Raw genomic sequence first — 15916 nt, 5'->3', positions numbered from 1 at the left:
CGTTGTGGGTGGGCTCGTGGCCCTGATCTGGGTGCTGAACAGGGCCACGAGCCCACCCACGACCTCGGGGCGGTGGCGGTGGGGGACGTCGGGGCGCCGGACGTCGCGGCGCTGCCCGCGCCGGGCGAGCTCACGACGCTCCCCGTCGTCCTCGGCCCGCACGACGACTGGTTCACCGCGGACGCCGTCGAGCGGCTGACCGGGCAGGTGTGGACGGTCACCGAACGCTCGGACCGGGTAGGACTGCGGCTCGATGGCGCGCACCCGCTGACCCGGACGGAGGACGCCCACGCCCGGGAGCTGCCCAGCGAGGGCTGCGTGACCGGCGCGCTGCAGGTGCCGCCCGACGGCCTGCCGGTGCTGTTCGGCGTCGACCACCCGCTCACGGGCGGCTACCCCGTGGTCGCGGCGGTGGCCTCCACGCACCGGTGGCTGCTGGGCCAGCTGCCCCCGGGGGCGCGGCTGCGGTTCGTGCCGTCTCATCCGTTCGGCTGATCTGCGGCGAGCCCCCCAGGCGATGTGCCCGGGCGACGACCCGACCGACGATGGCGGCATCACCCGACGTCCCGGTGCGCACCACCCGCCCGGCCACCACAGAAGGACAGCCGCATGAAGCTCACGAAGTCGCTCAAGCCCGTCACCATCGCCGCCTCCGCGCTGATCGCGCTGGGCGCGCTCACCGCCTGCAGCACGGACGAGGGCACCGACGCCGCGGCGGACCAGAGCGCCGTCGCCGCGGAGGAGGCCCCCGCCGGCGCCGAGGCGCGGACGCCGTCCGACGTGCTGGCGTCGACCGCCTGGGAGACCACCGGCGCGACCGACGCCGACGGCGAGGACGTCGCGCTCGACGACGAGAACGTCAGCAACTTCGTCGGCTGGGCCTACTTCAAGGACGACGGCACGTTCACGATGTACACCCTGGACGACGCCCCGAAGATGCAGGGCGACTGGACGGTCGACGAGGAGGGCACGACCCGCCACATCGTCGCGAAGGACGACGCAGGCGAGGTGCAGTTCGAGCGCGACTCCGACATCGTCACGCTGACCGACGAGGAGTTCACCTACCGGGTGTTCCCCGAGGAGGGGAACACGGACGTGTACGTCGACATCGTCCACACCCCGACCGACCACGAGGAGCCGGCCGCGTCCTGAGCCCGGTCCCCTCGAGGCGCCCGCTCCCCCTCGGGGGGCGGGCGTCGCGTCGTCCCTGGCCCGGCCGGGTCAGGAACGCTCGGCGGCCAGCGCGGCGACGCCGGCGACGACGCGCTCGACGCCGAACCGCAGGGCGTCGTCACGGCCGCCGGGCTCGGCGTCGGCGAAGGCCGCCAGGGTGCGCGGGTAGTCGGCCGCGCGCTCGGCCAGGACGGGCCCGAGGCCGGCAGCGAGGTCGCCCTCCGGCGACGCGCCGCGCGGCTGCTGGCGCACGAGCGACATGACGTGACCGACGAGGAGGGCGAGCGTGTCGAGCTTCTCCGCGCCGCTGAGCGGGAGGTCCGCGAGCGCGGCGAGGCCGGCCTCGAACCAGGAGAGCTCGACGGGGCCGGGCACGTGCGGCCGCTGGGCGAGCTCCACCGACCAGGGGCGGTCGAGCGCCCGCGCGTGGACGGCGCCGGCCCAGGCGGTCAGCGCGGCCCGCCAGTCCGGCCCCGCTGCCGCGGGCGGCGGGTCCCCGAGCGCCGCGTCGAGCAGGAGCGCGTCCAGCTCGACCCGCCCGGGCACGTAGCGGTACAGCGCCATCTTGGTGGTGCCCAGGCGCTCGGCGACGCTCTGCATCGTCACCGCGTCGAGGCCCCGGGCGTCGGCGATCTCCGTCGCCGCTGCCACGACGCCCTCGACGCTGAAGCGCGGCTTGGGGCCGCGCCGCGGCGGCGCCTCGCCCCGCCACAGCAGGGCGACGACGCCGTCGACCCCCGTCGCGCCGTCCCGCTCGTCCGCGCCCATCGCGCTTCCCCTCGCCCCGGCCGACGCCGGGGGGTCTCGTGCCGGAAAGGTATTGCGTCCATCGTATGCGGTTATTTACTGTGTCCATAGGACGCAGTTCTGACCTACCCAGGAGCACACCATGACCGGCACGAAGATCCTCATCTCCGGCGCGAGCATCGCCGGGCCCGCGCTCGCCCGCTGGCTCGGCCGCAACGGCTTCGACGTCACCGTCGTCGAGAAGGCGCCCGCGATCCGGCCCGGCGGCCAGGCCGTCGACTTCAAGGGCCGCACGCACCGCGACGTCCTGGACCGCATGGGGATCCTCGACGACGTCCACGCCCGCCAGACCCCGCGGACCGACTGGCGCATGGTCGACGCCGACGACCGGGTGCGCGCCGTGATCCCCGGCGAGTTCATCGGTGGTGACGTCGAGATCCTGCGCGGCGACCTCGCCGCGATCCTGCACGAGCACGGCGCCCGCGACGCCGAGTACGTGTTCGGCGACGAGATCGTCGGCACGACCGAGACGACGGACGGCGTCCAGGTCGCGTTCGCGCACCGGCCCAGCGAGCGGTTCGACCTCGTGATCGGGGCCGACGGCGTGCACTCCGCCGTGCGGCGGCTCGCGTTCGGGCCCGAGGAGCAGCACGTGCAGCACCTCGGGCACTACTACGCCGTGGCCGACGCCGCCGCGCCGCTCGACGGCCTCGAGACCCGGCGCCCCGACGGCCGCGCCGTCGCCTACGGGTACAACGAGCCCGGCCGGCTCGCGCTGCTCGGCGGGCAGAAGGCGCCGAGCCTGTTCGTCTTCCGCGCCGACCGCCCGGACTACGACCGGCACGACGTCGCCTCCCAGCGGGCCTTCCTCGAGCGCGCGTTCGCCGGCGCCGGCTGGCGCGTGCCCGCCGCGCTCGACGCCGTCCGCCGGTCCGACGACCTCTACCTCGACGCCCTGGCGCGCACCCGCATGACGTCGTTCACGCGCGGGCGGTTCGCCCTGGTCGGCGACGCCGGGCACGCCAACACCCTCGGCGGGTTCGGGACGGGCCTGTCCCTCGTCGGCGCCTACGTCCTCGCCGGCGAGCTCGTCGCGGCGCGCGGCGACCACGAGGCCGCGTTCGCGGCCTACGACCGGCGGATGCGCAGGCCCACGAAGGTCGCCCGGTCGGGCAACGCCGGGCCGTTCCTCGCGCCGCCGTCCGCCGCCCGCATCCGGATGCGGGACTGGACGTTCGCGAACCGGTGGGCGTACCGCGCCATGCTGTGGATGACGGACGCCTTCGCGACCGACGACAGGATCCCGGCCTACGACCTACGGTGACCTCCCCCTGCGCTGAGCAGGCTCCATCCGGAGCACGCACGCCCCCGAGCGCGCGGGCCACGGGGCCCTCACCGTATGGCTTCCGTCAGGGTGCGACCCGGGCCCGTATGGGTCCCGTAAGGACGGGCTTCCGGGCCTCGCGGCGGGTGTTGCATCGACGTCGGCACCTGAGAAGAGGTGCCCGGCCGGGCCCCTCCCCGGGGCGGCCGCCGTACTCGAAGTGGGGACGTGCTGGTGCTCGACGTCGTCTACGTGCTGGGCGTGATCGCCCTGTTCGCTCTGGTGGCCGGGATCGCGAAGGCGGTGGAGCGGCTGTGATCGTCATCGAGCTCGTCGCCGCGGCGCTCGGCGTGGCCGCGCTGGTCTACCTCGTGGTGGCCCTCGTGAAGCCGGAGAAGTTCTGATGGGCTGGGTGTGGGCGGTCCTCGCGCTCGGGACCGTCGCCCTCGTCCTCACGGTCGTCCACCGGTCGTTCGGCGACTACATGGCGACCGTGTACACCACCCCCCGCGACTGGCGCGTCGAGCGGGGCCTGTACCGCGTGCTGGGCGTCGACCCGCGCTCCGGGCAGACGTGGCAGGCGTACGCACGCGGCGTGCTGACCTTCTCGCTCGTCGGGCTGCTGATCGTCTACGCCCTGCAGCGCACGCAGCAGTGGCTGCCGTACTCGCTGGGGCTGCCCGCGGTGCCGTCGGACCTGTCGTTCAACACGGCCGCGTCGTTCGTGGGCAACACGAACTGGCAGTCGTACTCGCCCGAGCAGACCGTCGGGTACACGGTGCAGCTCGCCGGGCTCGCGGTGCAGAACTTCGTGTCCGCCGCGGTCGGCATGGCGGTGGCCGTGGCGCTGGTGCGCGGGTTCGCCCACCGCCGCACGGGGACGATCGGCAACTTCTGGGTCGACCTGGTCCGCGGCTCCCTGCGCATCCTGCTGCCGATCTCGGTGGTCGGCGCGGTCGTGCTCATGATCGGCGGCGTCGTCCAGAACTTCGACGGCTTCACCGACGTCACGACCGTGGCCGGGGGCGCCCAGAGCATCCCCGGCGGACCCGTGGCCTCGCAGGAGGTCATCAAGCTGCTCGGCACCAACGGCGGCGGGTTCTTCAACGCGAACTCGGCCCACCCGTTCGAGAACCCGACGGCGTGGACGAACGTCGTCGAGGTGCTCCTCATGCTGGTCATCCCGTTCTCCCTGCCCCGCACGTTCGGGCGGATGGTGGGCGACCTGCGGCAGGGGTACGCGATCCTCGCGGCGATGGGCGTGATCTTCGTGGCGTCGTTCGCCGCGCTGACGGCGCTCGAGTCGGCCGGCAACGGCACGGCCCCGCAGCTCGCCGGCGGCGCGATGGAGGGCAAGGATGCGCGCTTCGGCATCGTCGGGTCCACGCTGTTCGCGACGACGAGTACGACGACGTCGACCGGCGCGGTCAACGCGATGCACGACTCCTTCACCGCGCTGGGCGGCATGCTGCCGATGCTCAACATGATGCTCGGCGAGGTCGCGCCCGGCGGCGTCGGGTCGGGCCTCTACGGCATGCTCGTGCTCGCCGTCATCGCGGTGTTCGTCGCCGGCCTGCTCGTGGGCCGCACGCCCGAGTACCTCGGCAAGAAGATCGGCCCGCGCGAGATCAAGCTCGCGAGCCTGTACATCCTCGTCACCCCGACCCTCGTCCTGGCGGGCACCGCGCTCAGCTTCGCGATCCCCGCGGTGCGCGAGAGCGTCGTGGGGACGACGATCTGGAACCCGGGCGTGCACGGCATGTCCGAGGTCCTGTACGCCTTCACCTCCGCGGCGAACAACAACGGCTCCGCCTTCGCCGGCATCACGGCGAACACCCCCTGGATGAACACGGCGCTCGGCGTCGCGATCCTGCTCGGGCGCTTCGTGCCGATCGTGCTCGTGCTCGCCCTCGCCGGGTCCCTCGCCCGGCAGGACAAGGTCCCGGCCACCGCCGGCACGCTGCCGACGCACCGCCCGCAGTTCGTCGGGCTGCTCGTCGGGGTCGTCGTCATCCTCACCGCGCTCACCTACTTCCCCGTTCTCGCGCTGGGTCCCCTGGCGGAAGGGCTCGTGTAACTCATGGCCACCCTCATCGACACCCCGAACCCGTCGTCCCCCGCGTCCTCGACGACCGCCCGCACGCCGGGCGGGGCCTTCTCCTGGGCCCAGGTGCGGACCGCCCTGCCGGGCGCGTTCCGCAAGCTCGACCCGCGCCAGATGTGGCGCAACCCCGTGATGTTCGTCGTGTGGGTCGGCGCCGCGCTGACCACCGTGCTCGCCGTCGTCGAGCCGTTCCTCGGTGGGCCCGTGACCTCGGGCGGCACCGCCGTCCCCGGCTCGTTCACGGCCGTGATCGCGCTCTTCCTTTGGCTCACCGTCGTGTTCGCGAACCTCGCCGAGTCGGTCGCGGAGGGCCGCGGCAAGGCGCAGGCGGACACGCTCCGGCAGACCCGCACGGCCACGGTCGCCCACCGCGTCGCCGCCTACGACGACGCGGCCGACCCCGACGCCCTGCGCGCCGCGCTCGACGACGTGTCGTCCGCCGACCTGGACCTCGGCGACGTCGTCGTGGTCACCGCGGGCGACCTCGTGCCGGGCGACGGCGAGATCGTGCGCGGCATCGCGTCCGTGGACGAGTCCGCCATCACCGGCGAGTCCGCGCCCGTGATCCGCGAGTCCGGGGGCGACCGGTCCGCCGTCACCGGCGGCACGCGGGTGCTGTCCGACCGGATCGTCGTGCGCATCACCTCGAAGCCCGGCGAGACGTTCGTCGACCGGATGATCGCGCTCGTCGAGGGCGCCAGCCGGCAGAAGACGCCGAACGAGATCGCGCTGAGCATCCTGCTCGCGTCGCTGTCGATCGTGTTCGTGGTCGTGGCGCTCACCCTGAACCCGATCGCGTCGTACGCGGCGAGCCCGGTGAGCGTGGCCGTGCTGGTCGCGCTGCTGGTGTGCCTCATCCCGACGACGATCGGCGCGCTGCTGTCCGCCATCGGCATCGCCGGGATGGACCGCCTGGTGCAGCGCAACGTGCTCGCGATGTCCGGCCGCGCCGTCGAGGCCGCCGGCGACGTCACCACGCTGCTCCTCGACAAGACCGGCACCATCACCTACGGCAACCGGCAGGCGAGCGAGTTCCTGCCGCTGTCCGGCGTCGACGCCCGCGACCTGGTGCGCGCCGCCGCCCTCTCGTCCCTCGCCGACCCGACGCCGGAGGGCGCGTCGATCGTCGCGCTCGCCGCCCGGGCCGGGGCGGACGTGGGCGACACCGCGCCCGGCGAGGTCGTGCCGTTCACGGCCCAGACCCGCATGTCCGGCCTCAACGAGCCCGACGGCACGCAGATCCGCAAGGGCGCCGGCAGCGCGGTCATGGCCTGGCTGGCCGACGACGCCCCCACGGCGGGCCCCGTCGCCGCCGAGGTCGAGGACGCGGTGGAGCGGGTCGCGCGGTCCGGCGGCACGCCGCTGGTCGTGGCGGTCCGGGCGCCGGGCGGGGCCGGGCGCGTGCTCGGCGTCGTGCACCTCAAGGACGTCGTCAAGGAGGGCATCGCGGACCGGTTCGCCGAGCTGCGGTCCATGGGTATCCGCACCGTCATGGTCACGGGCGACAACCCGCTGACCGCCGCGGCCATCGCCGCCGAGGCCGGCGTCGACGACTACCTCGCCGAGGCCACGCCGGAGGACAAGCTGGAGCTCATCCGGCGCGAGCAGGAGAGCGGCAGCCTCGTCGCGATGACCGGCGACGGCACCAACGACGCCCCCGCCCTCGCGCAGGCCGACGTGGGCGTCGCCATGAACTCGGGCACGTCGGCCGCGAAGGAGGCCGGCAACATGGTCGACCTCGACTCCGACCCCACCAAGCTCATCGACGTGGTCCGCATCGGCAAGCAGCTGCTCATCACGCGCGGGGCGCTCACGACCTTCTCCATCGCGAACGACATCGCCAAGTACTTCGCGATCATCCCGGCGATGTTCATGGGCGTTTTCCCCGGGCTCGAGGCGCTCAACATCATGGGCCTGAGCTCGCCGTCGTCCGCCGTCGTGTCGGCGATCGTGTTCAACGCGCTCGTCATCGTGCTGCTCATCCCGCTGTCCCTGCGCGGCGTGCGATACCGGCCCATGGACGCGTCGAAGACCCTCGGGCGCAACCTCCTGGTCTTCGGCCTCGGCGGCGTCGTCGCGCCGTTCGTCGGCATCTGGCTCATCGACCTCGTCGTGCGCCTCGTCCCCGGCTTCTGAGCAGCACGGTCCTGAGCAGGAAGAAGGAACACCCATGAATGCCACCACCCGCAGCACCGGCCGCACCCTCGGGGTCGCGGTCCGGGCGATGATCGTCCTCACCCTGCTGCTCGGCGTCGGCTACACGGCGGCGCTCACCGGCGTCGGGCAGCTCGTGCTGCCGGCGCAGGCCGACGGCTCGCTCGTGCGCGACGGCGACGGCACCGTCGTCGGCTCGGCCCTCATCGGCCAGGGCTTCGTCGACGCCGACGGCGCGCCCCTGCCGCAGTACTTCCAGCCGCGGCCGTCGGCCGCGGGCGACGGCTGGGACGGCGCGGCGTCGTCCGGGTCGAACCTGGGCCCGGAGAACCCCGACCTCGTCGCGGCGATCGAGGAGCGGCGCGCGGCCGTGGCCGCGCTCGAGGGCGTGGCGGAGGCCGACGTCCCGGCCGACGCCGTCACCGCGTCCGGGTCGGGGCTGGACCCGCACATCAGCCCGGAGTACGCCGACCTCCAGGTCGCGCGGGTCGCCGCCGCGCGCGACCTGCCGGAAGAGGAGGTCGCGGACCTCGTCGCGAGGCACACTGAGGGTCGCGCCCTGGGGTACCTCGGGGAGCCCGTGGTCGACGTGCTGGAGCTCAACGTGGCCCTCGACGAGAGCACGACCGAGCTCGGGAGGTGAGCATGGGTCGCGGCAGGTTGCGCGTCCTCCTCGGTGCGGCGCCGGGCGTGGGGAAGACCTACGCCATGCTCGAGGAGGGCAAGCGGCTGCGCGACGACGGCCGGGACGTCGTGGTCGCGCTCGTGGAGACGCACGGGCGCGCCGCGACCGCCGCGATGGCGGGTGGCCTGGAGGTCGTGCCCCGCACCACGGTCACGCACCGCGGCGTCGAGCTCACGGACCTGGACCTCGACGCCGTCCTCGCGCGGCGGCCCGAGGTCGCGCTGGTCGACGAGCTCGCGCACACCAACGCCCCCGGCCTCGCGCACGCGAAGCGGTGGGAGGACGTCGACGCCCTGCTCGACGCCGGCATCGACGTCCTGTCGACCGTCAACATCCAGCACATCGAGTCGCTCAACGACGTCGTGCAGAAGATCACCGGGGTGGCGCAGCAGGAGACCATCCCCGACGCCGTGCTGCGCGCCGCCGACCAGATCGAGGTCGTGGACCTCGCCCCGCAGGCGCTGCGCGACCGCCTCTCGTCCGGCGTCGTCTACCCGGCCGAGCGGGTGGACGCGGCGCTGTCGAACTACTTCCGCCTCGGCAACCTCACCGCGCTGCGCGAGCTCGCCCTGCTGTGGCTGGCCGACGAGGTCGACGCGGCGCTGCAGCACTACCGCACCGAGCACGGCATCGACTCCACGTGGGAGGCCCGCGAGCGGGTCGTCGTGACGCTCACGGGCGGCCCCGAGGGCGAGACGCTGCTGCGGCGCGGGGCGCGCATCGCGGCCCGGTCCGCCGGCGGCGACCTGCTCGCCGTGCACGTCACCAGCCAGGACGGGCTGCGCGGCGCCACCCCCGGCGCGCTCGCGCGGCAGCGGCTGCTGGTCGAGGAACTCGGCGGCACCTACCACCAGGTGGTGGGCGACGACGTCCCGACGGCGCTCGTCGAGTTCGCGCGCGGCGTCAACGCGACGCAGCTCGTCATCGGGGTCTCCCGCCGCGGCCGCCTCGCCGCCGCGCTCAGCGGCCCCGGCATCGGTGCGACCGTGACGCGCGAGGCCGGCAACATCGACGTCCACATCGTCAACCATGCGGCCGCGGGCGGTCGCTCCCGCCTGCCCCGCATGGGCGGCGCCCTGTCGGCGAAGCGGCGCCTGGCGGGCTTCCTGCTCGCCATCCTGGGCGGGCCGCTGCTCACGTGGGGGCTGGTGACGCTCCGCAGCGAGGAGTCCATCGTCTCCGACGTGCTGTCGTACCAGCTGCTGGTCGTCGTCGTGGCGCTGGTCGGCGGGGCGGGGCCGGCGGTCTACGCCGCGGTCCTGTCCGGCATCACGCTCGACTTCTTCTTCGTCGAGCCGATCCACACCATCACCGTGGGCGAGCCGCTGCACGTCGTCGCCCTCGTCCTGTACGTCGTCACGGCCGTGCTGGTGAGCGTGGTCGTGGACCGCGCCGCCCGCACCACGCGCGCCGCGCACCGCGCCGCGGCCGAGTCGGAGGTGCTGGCGACGGTCGCGGGCAGCGTGCTGCGCGGGCAGGACGCCGTGCAGGCGCTGGTGAGCCGGGCGCGGGAGGCGTTCGGCCTCTCCGGGGCGCGGCTCGTCGCCGGCGGGGTGGTGCTCGCCGCGGACGGCGAGGACGACCCGGCAGGCCCGCGCACGACGATCGACGTCGACGACCGCGCCGTCCTCGAGCTGTCCGGGGGCGACCTCGCGGCCTCCGAGCGTCGCCTCCTCAACGTCATCGCGGTCCAGCTGCAGGCCGCTCTGGAGCGCAGCGACCTGGCCGAGGTGGCGAGCGAGGTGGACCAGCTCGCCGAGTCCGACCGCGTGCGCAGCGCCCTGCTGTCCGCGCTCAGCCACGACCTGCGCCGCCCGCTGAGCTCCGCGGCCGCCGCGGTGAGCGGGCTGCGCTCCGCCCGCGGCGCCCTCAGCGAGGCGGACCGGGACGAGCTGCTGGCCACAGCCGACGAGAGCCTCACCGCCCTGGCCACCCTCATCACCGACCTGCTCGACGTGAGCCGCCTCGAGGCGGGCGTCCTGGCCGTCTCGCGGGCGCCCGTCGAGACGGCCGACGTCGTGCTGCCCGCGCTCGACGAGCTCGGCGTCGGCCCCGGCGAGGTGGAGCTCGACCTCGACCTCACCGCGCCGAGCGTCGTCGCCGACTCCGTGCTGCTCCAGCGCGTGCTGGTGAACCTGCTGGCGAACGCCCTGCGGCACTCGCCCGCCGGACGCCGGGTGCGGGTCTCGACCAGCACGTTCGCCGGCACGGTCGAGATCCGGGTGGTCGACCACGGCCCCGGCATCCCCGCCGACCGGCGCGAGGACGTCTTCGTGCCGTTCCAGCGGCTCGGCGACACCGACAACACGACCGGGCTGGGGCTCGGCCTCGCGCTGTCCAAGGGGTTCGTCGAGGGCATGGGCGGCACCCTGACCCCCGAGGACACCCCCGGCGGCGGCCTCACCATGGTCGTCGCCCTCCCCGCCGCGGGGGCGACCCGTCACCCCGAGGACCCCGACCAGCCGGAGGCGACCGCCCCATGAAGATCCTCATCGCCGACGACGACCCGCAGATCCTGCGCGCCCTGCGGATCACGCTCACCGCGCAGGGGTACGAGATCGTCACGGCGACCACCGGGACGCAGGCGATCGCCCGCGCCATCGACCACCGCCCCGACGTGTTCATGATCGACCTGGGCATGCCGGAGCTGGAGGGCATCGACGTCATCCACGCCGTCCGCGGCTGGTCGGACGCCCCGATCCTCGTGGTGTCCGGGCGCACGGGAGCGGCCGACAAGGTCGAGGCGCTCGACGCCGGCGCGGACGACTACGTGACGAAGCCGTTCTCCATCGAGGAGCTGCTGGCCCGGATCCGCGCCCTCACGCGGCGCGTGACGCACGAGGACTCCGACCCGGTGGTGCGGTTCGGCGACGTCACCGTGGACCTCTCCGCGCACAGCGTCACGCGTGCCCGCGGCGGCCAGACCGAGCACGTGCGCCTTACGCCCACCGAGTGGCAGATGCTCGAGCGGCTGGTGCGCAACCCCGGCAAGCTCGTCACGCGCCAGACGCTCCTCACGGAGATCTGGGGGTCGGAGCACGTGAGCGACACCGGGTACCTGCGGCTGTACGTGGCGCAGCTGCGCAAGAAGCTCGAGCCCGACCCCGCCGCCCCGCGCTACCTCGTCACCGAGTCCGGCATGGGCTACCGCTTCGACCCGGACGGCGGCCAGGCGTGAGGATCGGGCCTCTCCCGGTATGCGTTCCGTGAGGTCCGGGTCCCGCGCGCCCGCGCCGCAGTAGACCGGAGGCATGAGCCTCACGACGCTGGTCACCGCCCTGTTCCACCCCCGGCTCGCGGCGCCCGAGGGGTGGCCGGAGGACACCGAGGTCACCCGCGACGACGTCCTCGTCGACCGCACGAGCCTGGCCCGGCTCGCCGAGCACTGCGCCACGCCGCGCGTCTACGTCCCGGTGGGCGCGGACGTCACGCGGGTCGACCGGTTCTGGGGCGACGCCGAGGTGCGGACCGTCGTCCTCGCCCGCGTGGTGGACGCCGTCCCGCGGCTCGGGGACGACGCCCGGCAGGCCTGGCTCGACGCCGACCTCGGCGCGTGTGCCGTCCTGCTCGACCGGGCGCGGCTCGTGGGCCGGTCGTCGGCAGAGCCGCTGCGCCCGTTCACCGTGCACCCGGCGCCGGGCCGCGGCGGGCCGGCCGCCCGCCTCCCGCGCGACCTGCGCCGCGGCGACGTCCTCGCCATCCCGTGCGCCGGGCTGGTCGACGCCGCCGGGCTCGTCCGGTAGCCCGGCGGACATGACGGAGGCCCGGCGGGCGTCACCCACCGGGCCTCCGTCATCGGCTGCGGGCCGTCAGGCCTTAGCGCCCGCTCCCACCGGCTCGCGGCCGGCGTCGTCCGTCGCAGGCTCGGCCTGCGGGGCGTCGTCCTGCGCGTCGTCCTGCGAGGGGTCCTGCGCGGCGTCGTCCTCGTCGAACAGGTGCTCCGACGACGCGGCGCGGTACTGCTCGAGGTCGAGGATGCCCTCGCGCTTGGCGACGATCGTCGGGACCAGGGTCTGGCCGGCGACGTTCACCGCGGTGCGGCCCATGTCGAGGATCGGGTCGACGGCGAGCAGCAGGCCCACGCCCGCGAGCGGCAGGCCCAGCGTGGACAGCGTGAGCGTCAGCATGACCATCGCGCCGGTGAGGCCGGCGGTCGCGGCGGAACCCACCACGGACACGAACGCGATGAGCAGGTAGTCGGTCAGCGACAGGTCGATGCCGAAGATCTGCGCCACGAAGATCGCGGAGATCGCCGGGTAGATCGAGGCGCAACCGTCCATCTTCGTCGTCGAGCCCAGCGGCACCGCGAACGACGCGTACTCGCTCGGCACGCCGAGGTTCCGCTCGGTGACGCGCTGCGTGACGGGCATGGTGCCCACCGACGAGCGGGAGACGAACGCGAGCTGGATCGCCGGCCACGCGCCCTTGAACCAGGAGATGACGCCGAGGCCGTTGGCCTTGAGCAGCACCGGGTAGACGACGAACAGCACGAGCGCGAGGCCCACGTAGATCGCCACGGAGAAGGAGGCCAGCGAGCGCAGCGACTCCCAGCCGTAGGTGGCGACGGCGTTGCCGATGAGGCCCATCGTGCCCAGCGGGGCCAGGCGGATGATCCACCACAGCACCTTCTGCACGATGGTGAGCGCCGACTTGTTGAACGCGAGGAACGGGTCGGCCTTGGCGCCGGACTTCAGCGCCGCGATGCCGATGACCAGGGCGACCACGAGGATCTGCAGCACGTTGAAGCTGATGCCGGTCTCCGCGGTGAACGCGCCGTCCGCGCCCGCCTCGACCGACGTCGAGGCGCCGAGGCCCAGCACGTTGGTCGGGATGAGGCCGTTGAGGAAGTCGAGCCACGTGCCGGTGGAGGACGGCGCGGCGCCGTCCGCGATCGACAGCGTCGTGTTGTGGCCGGGCTGGAACACGAGGCCCAGGCCGATGCCGATCGCCACCGCGATCGCGGACGTGATCGCGAACCAGAGCAGCGTCTGGCCGGCCAGGCGGGCCGCGTTGGTGACGGTGCGCAGGTTGGCGATCGACGCGACGATCGCCGTGAAGATCAGCGGCGGCACGATCGCCTTGAGCAGGGTGACGAACGACGAACCGATGGTGGCGAGCGTCGTCGTCAGGCCGTTGGGCGTCTCGCCGTCGGCCTGCGGGCCGAGGGCCAGCGCGAGCCAGCCGAGCAGCACGCCGAGGCCCAGGCCCAGGAGGATCTGGGTCGAGAACGACGGGAAGCGCAGACCCTTGCGGGCGCGGGGTTCCGTGCCGGGGATCTTCGCCGTGGAGGTGCGGGACACGAGGGAGCCTTTCGCCTCGGGCGCACGGGGGCGCCGGGGTGGGGGGACGACGGCAGTGGAGCGGTCGTCCGGGAGTCAGGTGGTGGGGTCGTCGGCGGCGACGACGGTCAGCGACACAGCGCGCTGGCGACGCGACGGAAGTCGACGTCGAGCCGCGCGGTGAGGAAGTGCCTCACGGGGGCGCTGACAACCACAGGTGCTCCAAGCAGGGTCGAGATCCGGGGGACCGGACGACCGAATGATCGACGCGATCGATGGCGGGCATCGAGCCCGCGAATACAGGACCCTAACAGCGCGGTGTCGCGGCGCCCAGGGTGTGTGAGGGACGTCATGGTGGCCGTACGGTCGGCGGGTGACCTCCGCCGCCCTGCCCCACGACCCCCTCTGGCCGCGCGCGGGCGCCTGGCCCGCGCCGTCGCCCTCGGCCGAGGACGTCCCCGCCGACCTCGCGCTGATCGGCGTCCCCACCTGGCGCACCTCCCTGTCGACGACGGGCGCGCACGCGACGCCCGCGGCCGTCCGCGACGCGCTGCGCCGCTACAGCCCCGCCCTGATCGAGGGACAGGACGGCGCGCCGGTCGACCTCGGCGAGGCCGCCGTCGTCGACCACGGAGACGTGACCGAGCCCGACGGCCCGGACGGCGAGGCCCGCGCCCGCGCCGCGGTGGCCGCCGCGCTGGGCACCGACCGGATGCGCGCCCGCGCGGTCGTCGCGCTGGGCGGCGACAACGCGCTCACCGTCCCGGTCGCGCTCGGCGCGTGGGGCGACGACCTGGCCACCGCCGGGCTCGTCACCTTCGACGCCCACTACGACCTGCGCGACGGCGTCTCCAACGGCTCGCCCGTGCGCCGGCTCGTCGAGGCCGGCCTGGACCCGGCGCGGGTCGTGCAGATCGGCATCGCGGACTTCGCCAACTCCGCCGCCTACGCGCGGCGGGCCCGCGACCTGGGGATCACGGTCGTGCCGCTCGACGAGGTCCGCCGCCGAGGCCCCGGCGGGCTGGCCGACGTCGTCCGCGAGGCCCTGGACGTCGCCGGCGCCGCGGGCGGGCCGGTCCACCTGGACGTCGACGTGGACGTCTGCGACCGCGCCGTCGCCCCCGGCTGCCCCGCCAGCGTGCCCGGCGGCCTCGCGGCCTGGGAGCTGCGTGCCCTCGTCCGCGCCGCCGCGACGGACCCGCGCGTCCGCTCCGTCGACCTCGCCGAGGTGGACGCCACCGCCGACACCCCCGACGGCCGCACCGTCCGCCTCGCCGCCCTCTGCGTGCTGGAGGTCCTGGCGGGCCTCACCCTCCGCGCCGGAGGCCGGCGATGAGGCAGGCCGTGCGCGGACGTCGTGCCGCTCGGCGCTCTCTCGCCGCCGCACTCGCGCTCGCCGTGACCGTCGTCTCGGGCTGCGCGAGCATCAGCGCCGCCTTCGACCGGACGGCGTACTGCCGGCCGGAGGACCCCGTCGTGACGCCGAAGCACGCCACCCCCGGGGACGAGCTGCACGTCGAGACGACCGGCCGGGTCGACGGCGTGGACTGCGAGCCGCGCATGCCGGCCCGCGCCCGCTACGAGGTCTCGATCATGTCCGAGATGCCCGACAGCGACCCCACCATGGGCCGCTGGTCGAGGAGCCTCGGGACGCTGGACCCGAGCGACGAGGGCGACGCCGAGGGCACCGTCCGGCTCCCGGCCGACACCCCGGCGGGCAAGGCCGAGGTGTCCCTCCGGCTCGTGGGCGCCAAGACGATCTGCGAGCTCGACCCCAGCATCGACTGCACGAAGAACCCCTTCGCCCCGATCGACGTCACCGGCTGACCGCCGGCTGCGGCACGCGCTCTGCTCGGCGTCACTCCTCCATCGTCAGGACGAGCCCGAGGTACCGACACACGGCGACCTCGACCACGGCGAGATCGTCCTTGAACAGATAGTCGACGGGCTCGTCGTGCAGGTACGAGATGTCGACGGCTCGCACCTGGTCGACGAGGAAGACGGTGGGAGTTCCGGCCACCTCGAGCCGGGGCCGGAAGCTCAGCGCCGGCGCGCTGGTCGACGTCGGGACGATCGTCACCACTGTCCAGGGCGCGTCCGTGGGGGACAGGACGAGCCCGTGCCGCTTCCCGCCCTGCTCGTGTCCGCGCGGTTCGCCGAGGTCGACCTTGTAGACCGCCCCGCGGATCACCAGGCGTCCGGTTCGTCGTTCAGGTTCTCGTCACGGTGCGCGATCATGTCGGCCCGCGCCTCGTCCAGCCACCGTTCCTGCTCGAGCAGGCGCAGGCCGCGGCGCACGGCGTCGCTGGTGTTCACGCCCTCGCTGCTGAGGCGGTCGAGGATGCGACGGTCCTCCGCTGTGGGTCTGAAGGTGACGGTCTTGGGCACGCTCTCGACGGACATGACCCCATCGTAGATCGCGCGTCGCACAAATGTAAGACGTGCGGCGA

At 74.0% G+C, this 15916-nt stretch carries 15 protein-coding genes and 1 pseudogene; 12 read left to right on the top strand and 4 right to left on the bottom strand.

Annotation, left to right across the window (positions count from 1 at the left end):
- A pseudogene (locus ACFWDO_RS09315) lies at window positions 1–495 on the top strand (hypothetical protein); the annotation flags it as partial.
- A 114-nt stretch (window positions 496–609) separates the two neighbouring features.
- Window positions 610–1152: a DUF4822 domain-containing protein gene (locus ACFWDO_RS09310; protein WP_380324401.1), complete on the top strand. Its 543-nt coding sequence runs from the start codon at window positions 610–612 to the stop codon at window positions 1150–1152.
- Between the two features lie 69 nt (window positions 1153–1221).
- On the opposite strand, the gene ACFWDO_RS09305 is transcribed toward ACFWDO_RS09310, so the two are convergent.
- Window positions 1222–1941, bottom strand: a complete 720-nt coding sequence (locus tag ACFWDO_RS09305) for a TetR/AcrR family transcriptional regulator (protein ID WP_380324398.1) — start codon at window positions 1939–1941, stop codon at window positions 1222–1224.
- A 121-nt stretch (window positions 1942–2062) separates the two neighbouring features.
- Here ACFWDO_RS09305 and ACFWDO_RS09300 point away from each other — a divergent pair, with 121 nt between their 5' ends.
- From ACFWDO_RS09300 to ACFWDO_RS09265, 8 genes are all read left to right on the top strand, one after another.
- Window positions 2063–3244, top strand: a complete 1182-nt coding sequence (locus ACFWDO_RS09300; protein ID WP_380324395.1) for an FAD-dependent monooxygenase — start codon at window positions 2063–2065, stop codon at window positions 3242–3244.
- Between the two features lie 314 nt (window positions 3245–3558).
- Window positions 3559–3648, top strand: a complete 90-nt coding sequence (locus ACFWDO_RS09295; RefSeq protein ID WP_380324392.1) for a potassium-transporting ATPase subunit F — start codon at window positions 3559–3561, stop codon at window positions 3646–3648.
- Complete coding sequence (gene kdpA, locus ACFWDO_RS09290; protein WP_380324389.1) at window positions 3648–5321, top strand: potassium-transporting ATPase subunit KdpA; 1674 nt, start codon at window positions 3648–3650, stop codon at window positions 5319–5321. Before ACFWDO_RS09295 ends, kdpA begins: the two co-directional genes overlap by 1 nt.
- Before the next feature lie 3 nt (window positions 5322–5324).
- Window positions 5325–7484, top strand: coding sequence for a potassium-transporting ATPase subunit KdpB (kdpB, locus tag ACFWDO_RS09285; protein WP_380324386.1), 2160 nt, complete (start codon window positions 5325–5327; stop codon window positions 7482–7484).
- A gap of 34 nt (window positions 7485–7518) precedes the next feature.
- On the top strand, window positions 7519–8145 hold the full coding sequence (kdpC, locus tag ACFWDO_RS09280) for a K(+)-transporting ATPase subunit C (RefSeq protein WP_380324383.1): 627 nt from the start codon (window positions 7519–7521) through the stop codon (window positions 8143–8145).
- Window positions 8146–8147: 2 nt separating this feature from the next.
- A complete protein-coding gene (locus tag ACFWDO_RS09275; protein WP_380324380.1) occupies window positions 8148–10670 on the top strand; it encodes an ATP-binding protein in 2523 nt (840 codons plus the stop codon).
- On the top strand, window positions 10667–11365 hold the full coding sequence (locus tag ACFWDO_RS09270) for a response regulator (protein ID WP_380324377.1): 699 nt from the start codon (window positions 10667–10669) through the stop codon (window positions 11363–11365). The genes ACFWDO_RS09275 and ACFWDO_RS09270 overlap by 4 nt, the downstream gene beginning before the upstream one ends.
- 73 nt (window positions 11366–11438) lie before the next feature.
- Window positions 11439–11930, top strand: a complete 492-nt coding sequence (locus ACFWDO_RS09265; protein ID WP_380324374.1) for a hypothetical protein — start codon at window positions 11439–11441, stop codon at window positions 11928–11930.
- Window positions 11931–11996: 66 nt separating this feature from the next.
- Here the strand turns inward: ACFWDO_RS09265 and ACFWDO_RS09260 are convergent, their stop codons facing one another.
- On the bottom strand, window positions 11997–13487 hold the full coding sequence (locus ACFWDO_RS09260; RefSeq protein WP_380317632.1) for a dicarboxylate/amino acid:cation symporter: 1491 nt from the start codon (window positions 13485–13487) through the stop codon (window positions 11997–11999).
- 352 nt (window positions 13488–13839) lie between these two features.
- Here ACFWDO_RS09260 and ACFWDO_RS09255 point away from each other — a divergent pair, with 352 nt between their 5' ends.
- Both ACFWDO_RS09255 and ACFWDO_RS09250 read left to right on the top strand, forming a co-directional pair.
- Window positions 13840–14802, top strand: coding sequence for an arginase family protein (locus tag ACFWDO_RS09255; protein ID WP_380317635.1), 963 nt, complete (start codon window positions 13840–13842; stop codon window positions 14800–14802).
- Window positions 14799–15293 carry a hypothetical protein gene (locus tag ACFWDO_RS09250; RefSeq protein ID WP_380317638.1) on the top strand — a complete coding sequence of 165 codons (495 nt, stop codon included), beginning with the start codon at window positions 14799–14801 and terminating at the stop codon, window positions 15291–15293. Before ACFWDO_RS09255 ends, ACFWDO_RS09250 begins: the two co-directional genes overlap by 4 nt.
- 31 nt (window positions 15294–15324) lie before the next feature.
- Here the strand turns inward: ACFWDO_RS09250 and ACFWDO_RS09245 are convergent, their stop codons facing one another.
- Window positions 15325–15657, bottom strand: a complete 333-nt coding sequence (locus tag ACFWDO_RS09245) for a type II toxin-antitoxin system PemK/MazF family toxin (RefSeq protein WP_380317641.1) — start codon at window positions 15655–15657, stop codon at window positions 15325–15327.
- On the bottom strand, window positions 15654–15869 hold the full coding sequence (locus ACFWDO_RS09240; protein WP_380317644.1) for a hypothetical protein: 216 nt from the start codon (window positions 15867–15869) through the stop codon (window positions 15654–15656). The genes ACFWDO_RS09245 and ACFWDO_RS09240 overlap by 4 nt, the downstream gene beginning before the upstream one ends.
- Window positions 15870–15916: the final 47 nt, after the last annotated feature.

The organism is Isoptericola sp. NPDC060185 (assembly GCF_042728595.1).
GTDB lineage: Bacteria > Actinomycetota > Actinomycetes > Actinomycetales > Cellulomonadaceae > Isoptericola.
Note: the sequence above shows the minus strand (reverse complement) of the source record. Positions and strands in the feature narration are given on the sequence as shown.

Coding starts and splice junctions, on each gene's coding strand:
- ACFWDO_RS09310 (WP_380324401.1), top strand. CDS start 610: ATGAAGCTCACGAAGTCGCTCAAGCCCGTCACCATCGCCGCCTCCGCG.
- ACFWDO_RS09305 (WP_380324398.1), bottom strand. CDS start 1,941: ATGGGCGCGGACGAGCGGGACGGCGCGACGGGGGTCGACGGCGTCGTC.
- kdpC (WP_380324383.1), top strand. CDS start 7,519: ATGAATGCCACCACCCGCAGCACCGGCCGCACCCTCGGGGTCGCGGTC.
- ACFWDO_RS09250 (WP_380317638.1), top strand. CDS start 14,799: ATGAGGCAGGCCGTGCGCGGACGTCGTGCCGCTCGGCGCTCTCTCGCC.
- kdpA (WP_380324389.1), top strand. CDS start 3,648: ATGGGCTGGGTGTGGGCGGTCCTCGCGCTCGGGACCGTCGCCCTCGTC.
- ACFWDO_RS09275 (WP_380324380.1), top strand. CDS start 8,148: ATGGGTCGCGGCAGGTTGCGCGTCCTCCTCGGTGCGGCGCCGGGCGTG.
- ACFWDO_RS09265 (WP_380324374.1), top strand. CDS start 11,439: ATGAGCCTCACGACGCTGGTCACCGCCCTGTTCCACCCCCGGCTCGCG.
- ACFWDO_RS09300 (WP_380324395.1), top strand. CDS start 2,063: ATGACCGGCACGAAGATCCTCATCTCCGGCGCGAGCATCGCCGGGCCC.
- ACFWDO_RS09270 (WP_380324377.1), top strand. CDS start 10,667: ATGAAGATCCTCATCGCCGACGACGACCCGCAGATCCTGCGCGCCCTG.
- ACFWDO_RS09240 (WP_380317644.1), bottom strand. CDS start 15,869: ATGTCCGTCGAGAGCGTGCCCAAGACCGTCACCTTCAGACCCACAGCG.
- kdpB (WP_380324386.1), top strand. CDS start 5,325: ATGGCCACCCTCATCGACACCCCGAACCCGTCGTCCCCCGCGTCCTCG.